The 16,526-nt window shown below is 51.0% G+C and carries 11 protein-coding genes and 2 pseudogenes; 2 read left to right on the forward strand and 11 right to left on the reverse strand.

Features of this window, described 5'->3' with window-relative positions:
• Positions 1-84: 84 nt before the first annotated feature.
• From panB to ACK3SD_RS20570, 7 genes and pseudogenes are all read right to left on the reverse strand, one after another.
• The gene (panB, locus tag ACK3SD_RS20540) at positions 85-885 is read right to left on the reverse strand and encodes a 3-methyl-2-oxobutanoate hydroxymethyltransferase (protein WP_064357890.1); all 801 of its coding nucleotides are present in this window, start codon (positions 883-885) and stop codon (positions 85-87) included.
• Between the two features lie 42 nt (positions 886-927).
• Positions 928-1,218 carry a hypothetical protein gene (locus ACK3SD_RS20545; RefSeq protein WP_060210599.1) on the reverse strand — a complete coding sequence of 97 codons (291 nt, stop codon included), beginning with the start codon at positions 1,216-1,218 and terminating at the stop codon, positions 928-930.
• A gap of 65 nt (positions 1,219-1,283) precedes the next feature.
• Positions 1,284-2,607 (reverse strand): annotated as a pseudogene (brnQ, locus tag ACK3SD_RS20550) (branched-chain amino acid transport system II carrier protein).
• Between the two features lie 112 nt (positions 2,608-2,719).
• Entirely contained in the window at positions 2,720-3,340 is a 621-nt protein-coding gene (locus tag ACK3SD_RS20555) for a LysE family translocator (RefSeq protein WP_481128081.1), read from the reverse strand.
• Positions 3,341-3,576: 236 nt separating this feature from the next.
• Positions 3,577-3,984, reverse strand: coding sequence for a DUF2000 domain-containing protein (locus tag ACK3SD_RS20560; RefSeq protein ID WP_060591430.1), 408 nt, complete (start codon positions 3,982-3,984; stop codon positions 3,577-3,579).
• 59 nt (positions 3,985-4,043) lie between these two features.
• Positions 4,044-4,919, reverse strand: a complete 876-nt coding sequence (locus ACK3SD_RS20565) for an AraC family transcriptional regulator (RefSeq protein WP_060591435.1) — start codon at positions 4,917-4,919, stop codon at positions 4,044-4,046.
• The gene (locus ACK3SD_RS20570) at positions 4,913-5,491 is read right to left on the reverse strand and encodes a recombinase family protein (protein ID WP_481128082.1); all 579 of its coding nucleotides are present in this window, start codon (positions 5,489-5,491) and stop codon (positions 4,913-4,915) included. Before ACK3SD_RS20570 ends, ACK3SD_RS20565 begins: the two co-directional genes overlap by 7 nt.
• A gap of 148 nt (positions 5,492-5,639) precedes the next feature.
• On the opposite strand from ACK3SD_RS20570, the gene ACK3SD_RS20575 reads away from it, so the two are divergent.
• The gene (locus ACK3SD_RS20575) at positions 5,640-8,687 is read left to right on the forward strand and encodes a Tn3 family transposase (RefSeq protein WP_481128083.1); all 3,048 of its coding nucleotides are present in this window, start codon (positions 5,640-5,642) and stop codon (positions 8,685-8,687) included.
• Positions 8,688-9,010: 323 nt separating this feature from the next.
• Here ACK3SD_RS20575 and ACK3SD_RS20580 read toward each other — a convergent pair whose 3' ends face one another.
• The 3 genes from ACK3SD_RS20580 to ACK3SD_RS20590 form a co-directional block, all read right to left on the reverse strand.
• Complete coding sequence (locus tag ACK3SD_RS20580; RefSeq protein WP_481128084.1) at positions 9,011-9,361, reverse strand: hypothetical protein; 351 nt, start codon at positions 9,359-9,361, stop codon at positions 9,011-9,013.
• 346 nt (positions 9,362-9,707) lie between these two features.
• Positions 9,708-10,001 (reverse strand): hypothetical protein, encoded by a 294-nt coding sequence (locus ACK3SD_RS20585; RefSeq protein WP_481128085.1) that lies wholly within the window; start codon positions 9,999-10,001, stop codon positions 9,708-9,710.
• A gap of 745 nt (positions 10,002-10,746) precedes the next feature.
• On the reverse strand, positions 10,747-11,670 hold the full coding sequence (locus tag ACK3SD_RS20590) for a Replication protein (protein WP_481128086.1): 924 nt from the start codon (positions 11,668-11,670) through the stop codon (positions 10,747-10,749).
• A 1,917-nt stretch (positions 11,671-13,587) separates the two neighbouring features.
• Here ACK3SD_RS20590 and ACK3SD_RS20595 point away from each other — a divergent pair.
• Positions 13,588-14,016, forward strand: a pseudogene (locus tag ACK3SD_RS20595) (transglycosylase SLT domain-containing protein).
• A gap of 1,332 nt (positions 14,017-15,348) precedes the next feature.
• On the opposite strand, the gene ACK3SD_RS20600 reads toward ACK3SD_RS20595, so the two are convergent.
• The gene (locus tag ACK3SD_RS20600; RefSeq protein WP_481128087.1) at positions 15,349-16,071 is read right to left on the reverse strand and encodes a replication initiation protein; all 723 of its coding nucleotides are present in this window, start codon (positions 16,069-16,071) and stop codon (positions 15,349-15,351) included.
• Positions 16,072-16,526 lie beyond the last annotated feature (455 nt).

Raw genomic sequence — 16,526 nt, forward strand, 5'->3', positions numbered from 1 at the left:
GGGGTTCTACGCCGGAACCGCCGAAATTTCCGGCATGAGCCGGGACGTAATGCCCCGGCTCATACTCAACAATGAGGAACAAAGTTATTCTTTATAACAGTGTTCACTGGCTGGAAATGAACCGTTTTTTACTGCGGAGACATAGGATCTGATTGCTGCGCCAATACTCTCCTGCCCGGACATAAAGTTGCGCACAAATTTAGGTGTATGACCGGATAAACTGAGGCCCAGCATATCGTGCAGAACCAGGACCTGCCCATCGGTATCAACCCCGGCACCAATACCAATAACGGGCACCGATACGGTTTTACTCAACATTCTGCCAACAGAGGCTGGAACTGCTTCAACCAGGATCATGGCCGCTCCTGCGTCTTCCAGTTTTTTGGCTGTAGCGAGCAAATCATCAGCCTGCTCCTGGCCTCGCCCCTGAACCTTAAACCCACCGAAAACGTTAACGGATTGTGGCGTGAGCCCAATATGAGCACAGACGGGTACTCCCTGTCGGGTCAACTGGCGGATTACGTCAGCCAGCCATTCGCCCCCTTCCAGTTTGACCATCTGTGCTCCAGCCCGCATTAACTTTCCTGCGTTACACAATGTTTGTTCGGGGGATATACTGGACATGAATGGCATGTCAGCGATGATAAAACTCCCGGTATTACCTTTCCTCACACAATCTGTGTGATAAACCATGTCATCCACAGTGACAGGCAATGTGCTGTCATGTCCCTGTAAAATCATACCTAATGTATCGCCGATGAGCAGCATATCCACACCCGCAGTACTGGCTACGTGTGCAAATGTCGCATCATAGCAGGTCAGCATGGCAATCTTTTCGCCCTGCTGTTTCATCAGTTTCAGTTGTGTCAGAGTGGTCTTTGCCATATTCAGCTTCCTGGTTAACTTTTATTAACTGTCATTACACATTTATTCAGTCCGTCGGACATCAGGGACAATTATTCGCCAGACGCCCTCAATCCCCGGTGTTCCGCAGCGTAAATACAGGCCGTTTCGTTTTTTCTTTAACTCCGGAACAGGACGCTGATTGCCACATATGTCTTTCATTGCGGTCGGGATCAGCAGGGTAACATTATCAACGTCGCGTACGCCGGCAAGAAACGAGGGGTAATAATCTGTGGTTCGCCATAGCAAATTTTCTCCGCCCGCAAACAATATCGCCAGCGCAGTTACAATGCAGGGGATCATAACGGTCTTCATGCCTGTTTCCTCTGCATATGGGCTGATTGATGATGAAAGCGAAGAGCCCGCGTTTATATACCCATTCATTTTTTCACCCCGGATAATATCGACGGCGTTCTCATTATTCGCGACATAAAATACCCTATCAGCAGGACCACAGCGGTGGGCAACAGCCAGCTCATCTGTTGATCTGAGAGAGGTAAACGGAGGTAAACGGATGGTACCCAATTAGTCAGTCCTGCCGCATGAAGACCATCAAGAACTCCGCAAACAAATGCGACAGCTGTTGCCGGTGCGATCACCTTCACCGGTTCCGGCAAACGCTCTTTGAAGAAGCCACACACGATTAATGTAATAAACGGTGGATACACCATAATAAGTACCGGGATGGAGATCCGAATCAACGCATTCAGCCCCATGCAGGAAACCAGGAAAGATAATGTGGCGAAAAAAATCACCAGGGTTTTATAGCCGAAGGGAGTCAGTGTACTGAAATAACTTGCACAGGAGCATGTCAGTCCAATTGCCGTGACAATGCAGGCCAGCGACATCAGCACGGCTAAAAAAGAACTCCACGGTCGCCAAAAACATGTTGCACGAAGGCATGTAATACCTCAGTACCGTTAGCCGCATCCGGTATCAGGGAAACACTTTTCAGCCCAAGCGTAAAAAGACTCAGATAAGCGACGGCCAGGCCGGCACCGGCAATAATTCCGGCCCTGGTTGTGTAACGGGTAATATGGTGCCGGTCATGAAGTCCCCGGGCACGGATGGCATTCACCACAACAAGACCAAACGCCAGTCCGGCCAGGGTATCCATCGTCAGGTAGCCATTCACAATCCCACCCGAAAACGGGGAAGTGATGAATGCATTTCGGGGGCCGGTGCGGGAACATCCGGCAGCCAGAAGACGGCACAGCACAATACGATAAGGGCTACGATCTTCAGTGGTGCCAGCACCTGCCCCACAGACTCCAGTAATCTACCGGGGAAAAGAGAAATCAGTGCCGCCAGCGTGAAATAGCAAAAACTGTAGATAACCAGTGCTGACTGGCTATGACCAGCCAGAGGTGCCAGCCCCAGTTCATAAGCAACTGTTGCCGTCCGGGGAGAGGCAAAAAGAGGTCCAATGAAAAGGTAGCAGGCAATAATGAGCAGATTCCCCGCCACGTGGCCTACCGGACTGATGATATTCCCCAGTTCACCGCCCGCCCGGGCGAGTGCGATAATGGCCAGCACCGGCAATCCTACTCCCGTCAGCAGAAAGCCGGCAGCCGCCGTCCAGACATTACTCCCTGCCTGAATACCGATAAACGGCGGGAAAATAATATTTCCGGCACCCAGGAAAAGCGCAAATGCCATAAATCCGAGAGCGATCATCTCCCGGATATTCAGTTCTGATTTCATAAACAGTCCGCAGATATTTTTTAATTCTGTTCAGTTGTGTGTTGTCTGAGTTCGTTCGAACTAAATAGTGCCAGTCAACAATGAGCTGTTTGTGTTCCTTTTCACTGTGAGTTTAATAATGTGAAAGTTGACGATATAAAAGGAAGGCACCGAGTAATAACATAATGATCCCTGACACCCGACCAACAAAACAGGCTGCCGCCGGTCGGGTGCTGAGTACGATGCTTGCGCCATAACCCACGAGCATATAGACGACAGAACAGCTGACGGTATAGACCATTCCGAGCGTGAAAAGCTGAGTCGGGATCTGCCAGGCGGCGTCTGAGACGGTAAAGGGAGGGAGGAACGCCAGAAAGAACATAAAGGCTTTGGGATTCAGCCCGCTGACAAGAGCACCTTTCATTGCTGCCGAGCGCCAGCTGACCTGGCCTACCTCTTCTCCCACAGCGATGGGGGCCGGAGGGTGACGGAGCATACCAATGCCAAGCCACGCCAGATAGAGAGCCCCCATGACGGTGAGTAATGCCATCGCCGCTGTGTTACCTGCAACCAGGGGACCAATTCCGGCCGCGACAACGATTGTCAGGACAACATATCCGAAGACCAGCCCTGTTACTGCAGGAACCTGACGTCCCCGGATTCCGGCAGTAATGGCATATGCCCAGTCAGCACCTGGTGTCATAACGAACATAAGGGAAAAAAACCAAAAGGAAAGCAGGGTTGCAGCACTCATCGAACCTCCCCGTTAAAATCACTGTACGAGGAACAATCGCGATAGCTGTATGAAAAAAAGACGGTTTCGTAGTTGTCTTTATGTGAATTGCAGGTGTAATTTGCCATGGAATTTATACATCTGTAACCAATAACTATGGTGAAGAAAAACGGGTTTACAAGAGATAAACAGAGAGAGGTGATTGCCACCCGTTTTTCATACGATTCTGGTATTCGCCCTGAATAATCAGCCCCCGGTTACGGGTGCAGGGACAACCCTTTGATAACCTTATCCACGGCTTTTTTAGGACCGCGTATAGCCAGTCCAACCAGATCAAGCTGACTGGCATCTTCTTTCAGAAAAACCTGTCGGTTGGCTTCATCATGTCCGGTGGAGAACATGGCATGGATATAAGGGATCAGAACCAGCTCACGCTCAAGTCCTTTGCTGTGTGCTTTCTGAAGTCCGGCAAGGTCTGCTTCAAAAATAAGCATGGGTTGCCCGGACATGTTCCCGTAACGGCGTCCAAGCGAATCGACGTAGGCTTCCCCCATGATTTCAGGCGCAGCCGAAGCGATACCTGTGGCCAGAAAGGCCACGACATTGAGGCGCTGCCAGGTGGGCAGGTCATTACGGACAATAAAGGCAATTTTTGTGTCAAACATGAGCAAAAGCACTCCAGGTGTCATCATTTAATAAAAGATGATCGGAGATCTTCAGTCTGTCAGTCTAGAACGTTTGTGCACAGGCGCTGGTAAGCCGCCGGGGACAACCGGTATGCACGCCGGAACCAGCGGCCCATATGGCTCTGGTCAGAAAAACCGACCAGAGAAGCCACCAGGACAGGCTCTTTTCCCTGTGCAAGCAATCTGCGGGCCGTCCGAAGTCGCAACCGGACAAGATAGGCATGAGGAGACTGCCCGAACACATTCTTGAACTGCCGGCTTAACCTGAAGCGATCGAGGCCACACTGCCGTGATAACTCTTCCAGACCCGTATCCTGAGACATATGATCATGAAGATAATCCCTGAGCTGATAAATTTTCCCCAGTGAATCATTCAAAAAAGACTGAGGGCGGGTATCAATATGGCGTGAGAGAAGAGAAATGAGATGATCCAGACTTTGATCGCGCGCAAGGCGTCCTTCACCATGGTGAACAGCCATAAACGCCAGCTGTATTGCGCTGATTAGCAACGGGTCATCCGTTAACGTATGACGAAATACCGCCTCCAGAGCAGAAACATCACCCAGACCTCGCCGAGCCATCATGTCAGAGACCCATACCTGAGGAAGATACAACATGGAGTAGGTGAAACCTTCATCTTCCGCCGCATGGCCATCATGAACTGCGCCAGGTTCGATCAGTATGGCACGCCCCGGGTGGCTGGTATGGACAGCACGACGACAACTGAAACGCTGCAGTCCCTGCTGAGTGATACCGACCAGAAGCTCATCATGGTCATGTGGATCGTAAGCATGGCCATGAAAGTGAGCACTTATGCTTTCTATACCCGTCTCGTTATCACGGCAGAAATTAAGCCAGTCCTTTTCCCCGGCAGATGTGCCTTTACAGAATTGCGGATCAGGCTGAATCAACATGCCCGCCCCCGGGTCAGGGTCCGGTAAACAGTAGGACGTGATACAGAAAACAATTCCGCCAGATCGCTGATTGAATATTGCCCGGTATCGTGCATACGGCACAGCTCTTTTTGTTGTTTATTAGAGAGTTTGGGTTGTTTTCCTCTCAACTTACCTTTTTCTCTGGCTATAGCCATCCCTTCACGGGTACGAAGGCGAATCAGATCGCCCTCGAATTCAGCAAAAGTGGCCAGCACATTAAAGAACATTTTCCCCATCGGGTCTGCAGGATCATAAAGACTGGTCCCCAGTGCCAGTTTAACGCCTCTGGCCTGTAATGCATCGGCGATCTCCCGCGCGTCAGGAACTGAACGTGCCAGCCGGTCAAGTTTCGATACAACCAGAGTATCTCCGTTACGTACGGCAGCCAGGGCCTGATCCAGTCCGGGGCGTTGCCGGTTTGATCCGGTCAGCCCTTTATCGACATAAATTCTGTCCGGGGAAACACCGAGTTTCATCAGAGCCTCCTGCTGAGCAGTCAAATCCTGCCGGTCTGTGGAGCACCGGGCATACCCGATCCGTATTTCAGTCATAAATGTGTACGTTTAAGGGGCCATGAAAGAGATTGATATCGTACCAGCTATATGAGACAACATCAGCAGTGATTTTCCCTGGATGCAAAATTTCATTTTAACTGTCCGCAGAGCGATCCTCTTACGGACATGATTAATCGGGGTCAGGATGACTACTCGTGGCAAAGCGACAGGCAAAAGTGAACGACTGGCTGTTTTAAATAATGCCGAGCAGGAAGCGCTGTATGGCCTCCCTGATTTCGATGATGCACAGCGGCTGGAATTTCTGGATCTGGATGAAGCTGAGCTGGCACTGGCCTGTAGTCGTCAGGGGCTTCACGCTCAAATTTATTGCATCCTCCAGATCGCTTACTTTAAAGCCAAACACCTGTTTTTCCGCTTCGGGTGGGACGATGTTAAGGATGACTGTAATTTTATCCTGAGCCGTTATTTTCACGGTGAGCCACTTACTGAGCAGACCCTCACTAAGCATGAGCGCTATGTTCAACGGGAAAAAATTTGCGCCCTGTACGGTTACCGGCCGTGGTCATCTGCACTGTTTTCACAACTCGAATATCAGGCCATTCACATTGTTCGTCGTGATGTAACTCCTGGCTTTGTCGCCACGGAACTGATCATATGGCTCAACGAACATAAAATCATCCGCCCTGGTTACACCACGCTCCAGGAGGTGGTGAGCCGGGTTCTTTCTGATGAAAGGCTGCGGCTGGGGCATATTCTGGCGGAGCGGCTTGATGACACGACAATTACCGGGCTGGATAAGCTGATTGAGCGTGATGATACGCTTTCCCGGCTCGCGGTTCTCAGGCAGGATGCGCGTGACTTTGGCTGGCGCCAGATGGTCCACGAACGGGAAAAACGGGCCATCCTGGAGCCACTGCACCGCAAAGCCTGTGACATCTTACCGGCACTGAATATTTCCCAGCAAAACCTTTTGTACTATGCCAGCCTGGCAAATTTCTATACCGTTTACGATCTCCGCAACCTGAAGGCCGGACAGACCCGCCTTTACCTGCTGTGCTATGCCTGGGTTCGTTATCGCCAGTTCAGCGATAACCTGGTGGATGCGATGTTCTTCCATATGAAACAGCTCGAAGATGAGAGCCGCAGCGTGGCTAAACAGCTTATGGCTGATGTACAGGAAAAACACCGACGCGAAACATCCAAAATCGGGCGTCTGCTGTCGCTTTATGTTGATGACAGCGTTCCTGACCCCACGACCTTTGGTGAAGTCCGCCGGCGTGCCTGGAAAATCATGCCACGGGAGGCACTGAAAAGTACCGCGCAGCGCATGAGTGTAAAACCCGTCAGCAGACTGGCGCTACAGTGGCAGGCCGTGGACGGTATGACAGCATTAATCCGTCGTCACCTGCGGCCATTATACCTGTCACTCGACCTCACCAGCGTGGTCCGGGACAGTCCGTGGGCTGAGGCGCTGCACTGGCTCCGAATGGTGTTCGACAAAAAGCAGATACTTTCGCAGCGGTCACTTGAGGAATGCCCGCCTGAAACGTTACCCGCACGGCTGCGTCCATATCTGCTGGAATACGGTGAGGATGGTGAACCCACAGGCCTGAATGCCGGACGCTATGAGTTCTGGCTCTATCGCCAGATAAGAAAGCGTTTTCAGGCTGGTGAATTCCACCTCAATGACAGTCTCCGGCACCGCCATCTTTCTGATGAACTGGTACAGGAAGGGGAACAGGCCTCCGTGCTGGCTGAAATGAACATCCCATTTTTGCAAAAGCCGATTAAAACGCAGCTAAAGGTGCTGGAGTCCGAACTGCACCGACAGTGGAAAGCCTTCAACCGTGAGCTGAAGCAGGGGAAGCTAAAACATCTGGAATACGATAAAGAAACGCAGAAGCTGACCTGGCATAAATCAGTGGTCAGTCGTAATAAGGAGCAGAACAAGCGCTTTTATGAGCAGCTACCATTCTGCGATGTGACCGATGTTTTCCGCTTTGTTAACGAACAGTGCCGATTTCTTCATTCTATGAAGCCGCTACAACCCCGTTATGCCAAAAAAGAAGCGCATGCAGACAGCCTGATGGCGGTCATCGTTGCGCAGGCGATGAACCATGGTAATCATGTCATGGCGAGAACCAGCGATATTCCGTTCCATGTTCTGGAAACCACGTACGAACAGTACCTTCGCCTGGCGTCGTTGCTGACGGCCAATGACTGTATCACCGATGCCATAGAAGCACTGCCGGTCTTCCCGCTCTATTCGTTTGATCCGGAGACTCTTTATGGAGCCGTTGACGGGCAGAAATTTGGTGTTGAGCGTCCGACAGTGAAAGCCCGATACTCACGTAAATATTTTGGTCGCGGTAAAGGCATGGTGGCTTACACACTGCTGTGTAACCACATCCCAATCAACGGATACCTGATTGGCACAAACGAGTACGAAGGCCACCATGTCTTTGATATCTGGTACCGCAACACTTCAGCCGTGAAGCCTGCGGCCATTACCGGAGACATGCACAGCATCAACAAAGCCAACTTTGCGATCCTGCACTGGTTTGGCCTTCGATTTGAACCTCATTTTACTGACCTGAACAGACAGTTGTCGGAGTTATACTGTACCAGAGAGCCCTCGACATATAAGAAGTGCCTGATTCAGCCTGCCGGACAGATTGACCTGGAACTTATTACCCGTGAAAAAAGCAATCTCGAGCGCATTGTCGCCACGCTGGGGCTGAAGGAAATGACGCAGGGAACGCTGATCCGCAAATTATGCACATATACAACGGCTAATCCGACAAGACAGGCAGTATTTGAATATGACCGGCTGGTTCGCAGTATTTACACCCTGAAGTATCTGCGCGATCCCCAACTGGAACGAAACATCCGCCGCTCCCAGAATCGGATTGAATCTTATCACCAGCTCCGTGCTGCCGTCGCCAAAGTCGGTGGAAAGAAAGAGTTAACCGGAAAAAACGACATTGAAACAGACATCAGTAATCAGTGCGGGCGGTTGATCTGCAACGCGATCGTTTATTACAACTCAGCGATCCTGTCGCGATTACTGGAACGGCTGGAAGCAGAAGGAAACGACAAGAGCATTGAGGCTTTGACCCGGATATCGCCGGTGGCCTGGCAACATATCTTGCTGAACGGGCATTATACCTTCCAGAGCAGCAATGAAATTATTGACCTGGATGCACTGGTTACCGGGCTGAAACTGAGGTAACGGAAATTTCGGCGGTTCCGGCGTAGAACCCCATATATGTCCGTGTCGCCACCACTGGTGCGGACCGGCTGCGGCAGAAGTAGGGCTGATTCCCTGCCGCCGCCGCGGGTGCGGACCGCCGGCTGCGGATGAAGTAGGGCTGATTCCCATACATGGCTGTTGCTGCCGTCAGCAGTGGGACAACACAGGAGGCTTGCCGGCCTGACACGGCAGGCCATGAAACGTGTGGGATCGGGCGTGTGTAGCCAGCAGCCTATTCTACCCGTTCCGGCCACTTATCCACCGTTTCTGTGGATAACCCGCGGCCAGGTCTGGTCGGCCATTTACCACAACGCCGTCATGATGCTGGGTTCGCCGTCGGCCAAGCCCCAGAACATCACCTGCAACCGGGGCATCAGGCCCATTTCCGCCATCACCGGGTTCAGGGCCTGGGCCGGATCAGGGTGAGCCTCCCGTTCGGCCTGGAGTATGGTCTGTAACGCCTCGGCGTCAGCCAGATGTTCAAAGGTCAAAGCCCTGGTGACGTTCCGCCCCCAGTGGCCCGCCCCCAGGTAAAACAGATCGCCCGTCACGTCCGGGCAACGCACCACAAACCCCATTGGGCGAATATCTTGTTTCTTGTCTGACTGCACGATGTGCAGCCAGAATTCCCGCGTGCCAGCTTCCTTTCCCATTCTCACCTGCCCATGCGATTACCCCAATCCGGCAGTATGCCGCCAGCGCGGGCTGTCCGGGCACGTGCAGATCGCAGTATGGTGAAAATCAGACGGATGCCAGGGGAAAAAAATGCCGCCCCCTGTCGAAAGAGGCGGCACAAAATGACTACATGACTCGTCCTTATACGCAGCTTCTGGGGGGTGTGCTGCCCGAACACTGTGCCTCGACCAGACGGCCCCGGCCAGCACACAAGCGCATTTTCTCGGCACCGATCACATTTTTTTCATAATTATCCTATTGATAATTATAAATTAAATTCCGCCATCCCCAGGGGGTAGTCTGGCCCGTGTGCCATACGGGGCGTTACCAGAGCACCCGGATATAGCTGACCCGGTTATCCACCTTCCCCCAGAACATCACCTGCAACTGCGGCACGATCCCCAGATCGGCCATCATGGGGTTGATGTCGTCCAGCGGTAGACGATCAGGCTCAGCCTGGAGCTGGTCACACCGCGTAGCGGCGTCCTCAAGCTGCGTGAACGTTCTGGCCTGGCTGAAATCGGCGTCCCATGCGCCCTGTTCGGTGTAGAACAGATCCTGAGTGCCATTGGGCAGGCGGATGACAAAGCCCTGTGGCTGTACCGCGTTTTTTCCCACGGATTTTTAGGCATTCAGCCAGAATTTCAGGGTCTTCTGCTCGGCGTGCACATGCTTGTCTGTCATGGGGGCATCCTTCTGTGATGGCTATGCATCAGCCCAGTGTGGCACCGGATCGGGGAAGCCGGCAACTCGGGTCACACGAAACACCGGGATATCATGCCGGCGGAGGCCCGCCGCAGGCGGTTACCGGCGCGCAGATCCCCCTGGACACCCCCCGCCCTGCTAAGCCCAGCGGCCTGTCAGCAGCACAGGAGCCTTTCTGCGACCCTGTGCCGTTGATTTGGCGCACGTAGTGCGGGAAATCTTTTACGGCACGTTGCGCCGGCTCGCCGGCGCTTATGGTCGCAGGGGCACGGGCTTACCGCCCTGCCCGGCGTATCCCACCAGGCTGGTGTGCGTGATGACACCCTGCCCGGCGCCACGCGTCGGGAGGAACTTTCTATGCCCTGGACGGCAGGACAGGGCAATGCTGTCCTACCTCCTTTTTAAAGGACGTGTTTTGTTATGGAGCAATGTTCGAAACTAAGCTTAGTTACAACAAACCTTCGAAATTAACTGCCTGTTTTAGCATCAATCTGCCCGATGCCGGCTCCGGCGTCGTGTGAACACAGAGATTTTACTAGAATGCTGTAACTAAAAGACGGGGGTTGTGCGCCGAAAAATGCGCGGTTTCTGGCGGCCAGGCAGCACAACACCCGCGACGGGCGCGGGTAACAGGTCAGGGGGCAGGTACGGTGGCAGGCTAACGGATGCCGGCTTTCTCGAGCAGCAGGCGGTAGAAGGTTTCCGCGTCCGTCTGCTTCAGGCCCGGATGGGCGGCATTCAGTTCGGCCTGGAGGCGGGTGCACACCACCGGGGAGACGGTCTTTTCCCAGCGCACAAACGCCTGCCAGTGCGGACGGGTGGCTTTCGGTTTACGTCCGGCGACCCGTTTTTCCAGCGCGCGGCCCAGGTCAACCACCGTGCTCTCTTTCACGCGCAGCAGCTCCGGGCTGACCACCATCCGGCGCAGTTTGATGAGCATCTTTTTCAGCGCATGGTTGCGCACGATGTCGATGCCGTGGCGCGCCATGTTCAGCAGGTGGCGCTGATAGCGCTGCTTCAGGCTTTCACTCAGCCCGTGTTTAATGGCCCACTGACGGTACTGGTGCAGGGTGTGCCGGACTTCCTCAAGCGCAATGCCACGGGAGGTAAAGAAACGCGGCCCGAGCCACATCCGCATGGCCTTGTTCTGGCCGCTGTCGGTGTCTTTGTCACGTTTCACCACAATGTAGGGGTTATCTGCGGTGCCCATCTGCTCCAGCACCGCCAGCGCGTTCAGCGCCACGTCATAGGCTTTGCGGCCGTTCTCATAGACGTGCAGCACCCCCATGGCCCGGGCGATGTCCTCAAACGAGCACATCACCTCAAAGGCGTAGTCGCTGTCCGGGCTGTAGTCGCAGTGGGCGGCCAGCGCCAGGCTCAGCGCCGTCAGCGCCTCGCGGCTTTCGCGCCGGGCGGTCGTCCGCATCGGTTTGGGGGTAAAGGTCGGATCGTTGCGACGGGTATAGGGAATATAGCCCCGCTGGCGCAGCGTGATTAAATCGGGGTTGCGCGTCCAGTCATGGCCGCCGAGGCGGGCCACCATTTTGCTGGCGGCGCCGCGCGGCACGGTGCCGGTAAACACAGGCACGTGCCGGCGGTGGATTTTAGGCAGGCCCTGACGCAGCGCATTGGCCTCGCCGCGCCGCGTTTTGCGGCCAGGACGTGTCTCAGGACAGACGGATAGGGCTAGGGAATGTGTCTGCTCAATCACCCCATCCTGCACTTATGGCAGAATGGAGTTGTTTTAGAGTTGTCATGCGCTATAATCCTTCAAGGTTTATCGCCTAAGCCCCCCGTCGCCCTGGTAGTGTTCCGCCAAGTTCAGAACCAGTGTGCCGGGGGGCTTTCCAATTTCTGCAATAGATAATACTCAGTCGTCTCTGTTCTGCCAAGTTCAAAAACGCCGTTTGTTACCCGCGTACTTCCTGTAATTTCCTGATCTTTCCTGCATTTTCTGCGCTAATTTTGAGCGCCGTCATGGTTTGATGCTGTCCGGCAATATTTGGTTACCGGTTTACATCCTTGTAAATACAGCATTTATTATTTCCGGGTAGCGATACATGTTAAGAAACTTATCCATCCAACTTCTCTTTTAAAATTTTCAATTCGAAATACTGTAATCGCTCAATCGTAATATGTCCTTTAGAATGCCTACCGCGATGGGCCATTCCTTAGGCAGTGTGGTATAGCCAGAAACAAATTCTAGCCATCCTTCTGCTTCGGCCTCTCCTCGCTTTTTAAATTACGACAAATAGGTTATCAATTTTCTATATGATCTGCTGTTTCACCGCCGACTCCGCTTCCCTTGTGGCTTCTTTAGCTTTGTCACATCTTTGCCAGTTAAAATCCCAAATCTCACCAGATATTTATTAGCCTTAGTTAGTATGGCAAGCTGTCATTGATAATGCATTTATGTTTAAGGAGCTTAGCTTCGCCGTATATGCCGTTTTACGGGTGCTGTTAAGCCAGCGATAGTGCACCATACTAATTGTTGAAAATATGCATCACTTGGCCGAAACTACTCTCAAGCGCCGCTTGGCTACGCATTTTCAATCCCATTGAGCAAGCTATCTAAATTTGCAGGTCATACACTGATGAGGCTAGGCAAAAGAATATTTTTGTCTAGGCAAAATACACTAGACTAGGCCCCTGCCTTCTAGGCCAGTGGTTTGATAGGGAGTTCATCCAAGTATACTTTAATCATTCAAATTCTGTCGTTTTTGCCTAAATCCCTTCAAAGCTATTGATACCTATTTTAAATAATACAATCTTTTTAAGAATGTGTCGATAAAATAACCACACAAAAGGATGTACCTAATTTTTAAACACATACAAAAGAGACCACCTGATTTTACATTTTATCCTCAAAGGTTTAAGAGTAAATAAATTAGATGTAAAGTCCCTATGTTCTCCACCACTCATTAATCTTCACTTTAAGAATAGAAGAAGGTCTATTTCTGCGAAAACAAAAAAATTATAACTCATAGAAAGTAAGTCATTAATTACATTGAAAATAAAATAAGCTTGTCGTAATCTCCTAAAAAATCAGGAACACAAAGAACTGAACATTTATTTAAAATAATTGAGAAACTTGACATAAGACACTTAAAATAGCGAGTGCACTCTAGAGTATACCCTAGTCTTTAAATAATTAATTATCCGAGTATACTATAGACTATACTCTACTTAACCCAATGAAATTTTAGCCATAGTATATAGCGGGTATGTCTATACTCGCACAAGAGTACTATACGAGTATAAGGCGAGTATGTTTTCCGCAGACTCGCCATTTCACCCACACTGTTAAGGCCATAACCTCATGAACTAAAGTTAAAATATTGCAAGATGCAATCTTGCGTGGGGTGTGCCCATGACGTACCAAAGAGAAGGATGATCGATTTAATAGCGGCTTTTAAGGCTTGCACATATCCGTGGGGTTCCTTTTTTCCACCAAAATGGCATAGTGGGGTTTATTCCCGGCCCCCAGAAGGTAATGACTATGCGAAAGGTTATGTTATTCTCGGTGCTCGTGCTCTCTTTCGGCACCCAAGCCAATGATTGTTTTGATATAGCGGCGAGCGATTATAAAATCGATTCCGATTTACTCCGCGCAATATCATGGAACGAATTACGGTTCAAGACTGACGCCATTGGTAAGAACCCGGTCACCGGATATGGGGCGAGGCTGATGCAAATAGACTCGCAGAACTTCCCACACCTGGCGCAATTCGGCATTACGCCACAGCAGTTAAAATCATACGCCTGTATGAACATCTACATGGGTGCGTATGGCCTTTAAACGCTGGGGATGAACTGGAATGCCGGGTTCGACTCTGCACCGCGACAGGTAGAATGTCGCAACAGTTATGCGCGGAAAATTTATAACACATATATATCGCTCAAGGCACAAAGACAGACGCCTCACTGACAGAGTTCGAAAAAATTATCCCCATATTCACATGAGATAAAGCCAGTGAGTTTTACCCCCAGCAAGGGGTAAAGCGAACGGGAGCGGTTTTTTTTCGCGGAGCAAGCGAAAAAACGTCGATTGTGAATATGGGGATAATTTTTTTCTAACCAGGGCGTCCCCTCTGGGGATAGCGGGACAACGAAAATTTATTTTCGTTGGGGCGGGCAGGGGGAATTAAAGTCGACCCCCTCAATGGGGGTTGCCTTTGACAGGCGCGGTATTTCATCTTGTCACGAGGCTGAACCCCAAAAGGCAATCACACCTTAATAATAAAAAAGGCTAGAACCTATTCGGCTTTTCTGCATAAAGGTTACCTTTAACTTTTCAGCGCGGGCAGTTTCTCTACCCCGTAAATTGGTGTCTGTTTTTCTAAATTCCTCAACACAACCTTAATGGTCGGTTAAAGCATTAGTCAACGCTCATGGCAAAATTGCAGTACTAGTGAGTAGCACGAGTGCGAATTAGTGCAAACTGGACGGTTAACGAAAGCCGCGGCTGCGACAGATTTCAGCGGAGAAAGGGCCACAGTAAGACAGAATTCACCGGACACAAGACATGTAGACACTCCACTTGTATGGCCAGTGAGCCAGCTGCGCGGGGTTGAATCCTATCGTTCGCCATTTGACCCTCGCCAACAGGCTCGTAACCCGCAGAGGTTCGGCGGAGCTTACCGGCTTGCTGGTTAGCGCAGTGGGGCTGACGACTGGCTGGCCGGCCTGCCGGTTAGGTACCGAAGAGGGCTAGGGGGTGGCCGTGGCTGTTTCAGCGCAGAGAGCATCAGAGATACCGCCGCATGAGATGCTGTGGTGATTTTTTCCCTGACAGGTACAGATACTCCCTCAGAAGGATAAGCAGCAGGGACAGGATGGCAGGAGGAGCTAAGCGTAGGCGTAGGGAGGGCCGGTCAACTATTCTCGGCCAGCAACGCCGCTAGTGGAGTACAAGCCCATTGATAACACCGGCGTGCAACAGTACTTGTCATACAGCTTGAATAAGACAAATTGCGATCGCATCATTCACATGTAGACCGAGCCGCTAATAAGTTGGGCATACATCGGCACATGAGGCGAGAACGATATAGGTTTTTGATTACAGACACACGCTCCTTATGCAGTTGTGTCACAGACGTAATTGGTGAAAGACATACATACCTAGTGACCTGATGATTTAATCTTTGCGGGCAGCCATCGCCTCTGAGTGCCACTTATAACGTTCTTTGGTCGGATGGTGGTGACCAGCTAGGCTGTTTCTTTACCCGCGGCGTTGCTTAATAATAAATATGGGAAAGGCTTAAAGTTCTGGGACCAGCGACAGGCGGTTTTTGTTTTCGGTGATGGTGAATACAAGCTTGCCGTCTTCGGTTTCTGTCATAGCAGCACTGAGCGGGGTGTTCTCTGAAATTTTCTTTAGCGCCGGCAGCAGGAATGTGCGCCGCATTTCGGCAAAGTTTTGTCGTTGTGATTCCGGTAGCTGGTAGCGTTCTGCCAACCATTTGGGTGTGGTAACCCAAATACCGGAAGACCGGTACTGACAAAGGCTTTCATAGAGCCGGATCACACGTGTGCTATTAAGTTTTCCGCAATCATACAAGTTGTATGTAGTGAACTCCCGGGTCAAGCCTACCAGATATGGCATCACTTTTTGGTTGAATTCTAATGTCCATTGGCCGCGCCCGCGCTTTAAACCAACTTCCGAAAGCCAGGGGAGCATACGCTCTTCATACTCACCTTCTTCCATATAAAACGTCACTACGTTAGATGAGAGAGCCTGTACGCCCTTTTTTACATCAATGCTCGCCAGGGTCTGGCTTACATTAAAAAACCTCGCATAGTCCGCTACACGCACATTAAAGCAACCATCATGGTCATTTTCACGATAAACCTGAAGAAAACACAGCCATAGTACCCGTTTTGCTTGAAGCGACAGATGATAGGCAGCCTGTGTCATTTCATTGGATTGTGAGATCCGGGGACTGCGCTTTTGCGCCGGTAGATTGGAAGATGTGTCTGCCATAGTCGTCATAGGAAGTTTAAGGATTTCCCATAGTGTAACTGACCTGTGAGTAAGTCAATTCGTAATACCTATAATTGCTGGCTGGTGGGGAACTATGAACTTTAAGTATTTCCCATACGAACTTATGGTGATTCCCATAGTAACTTTAAGCATCTCCCATAGTAACTTTAAGTGTTTCCCATACGAACTTTAACTGTTTCCCATACTGACAGGTCCTCAGGCTAGAGCCGGCGCGGCTTGCAGGCTGTCTAAAAAGGTTTAAAAAGATTTAAAAAGAGAAAAAAGGTTTAAAAACAGGCTGTGGATATGTGAGAAACGCTGATACACAGGCGCAGAGGACGGGCATGCCATGGGAAGCACTTAAAGTCTTCGCTTATGGGAAACACTTAAAGTTGGAATGTGGAAGACTGCTAAAGTTTGTGAACAGTCACCTTTTATAAGGCAGATTATGTTCC

The sequence above is a fragment of the Chimaeribacter sp. YP20170169 genome (genome assembly GCF_056739715.1).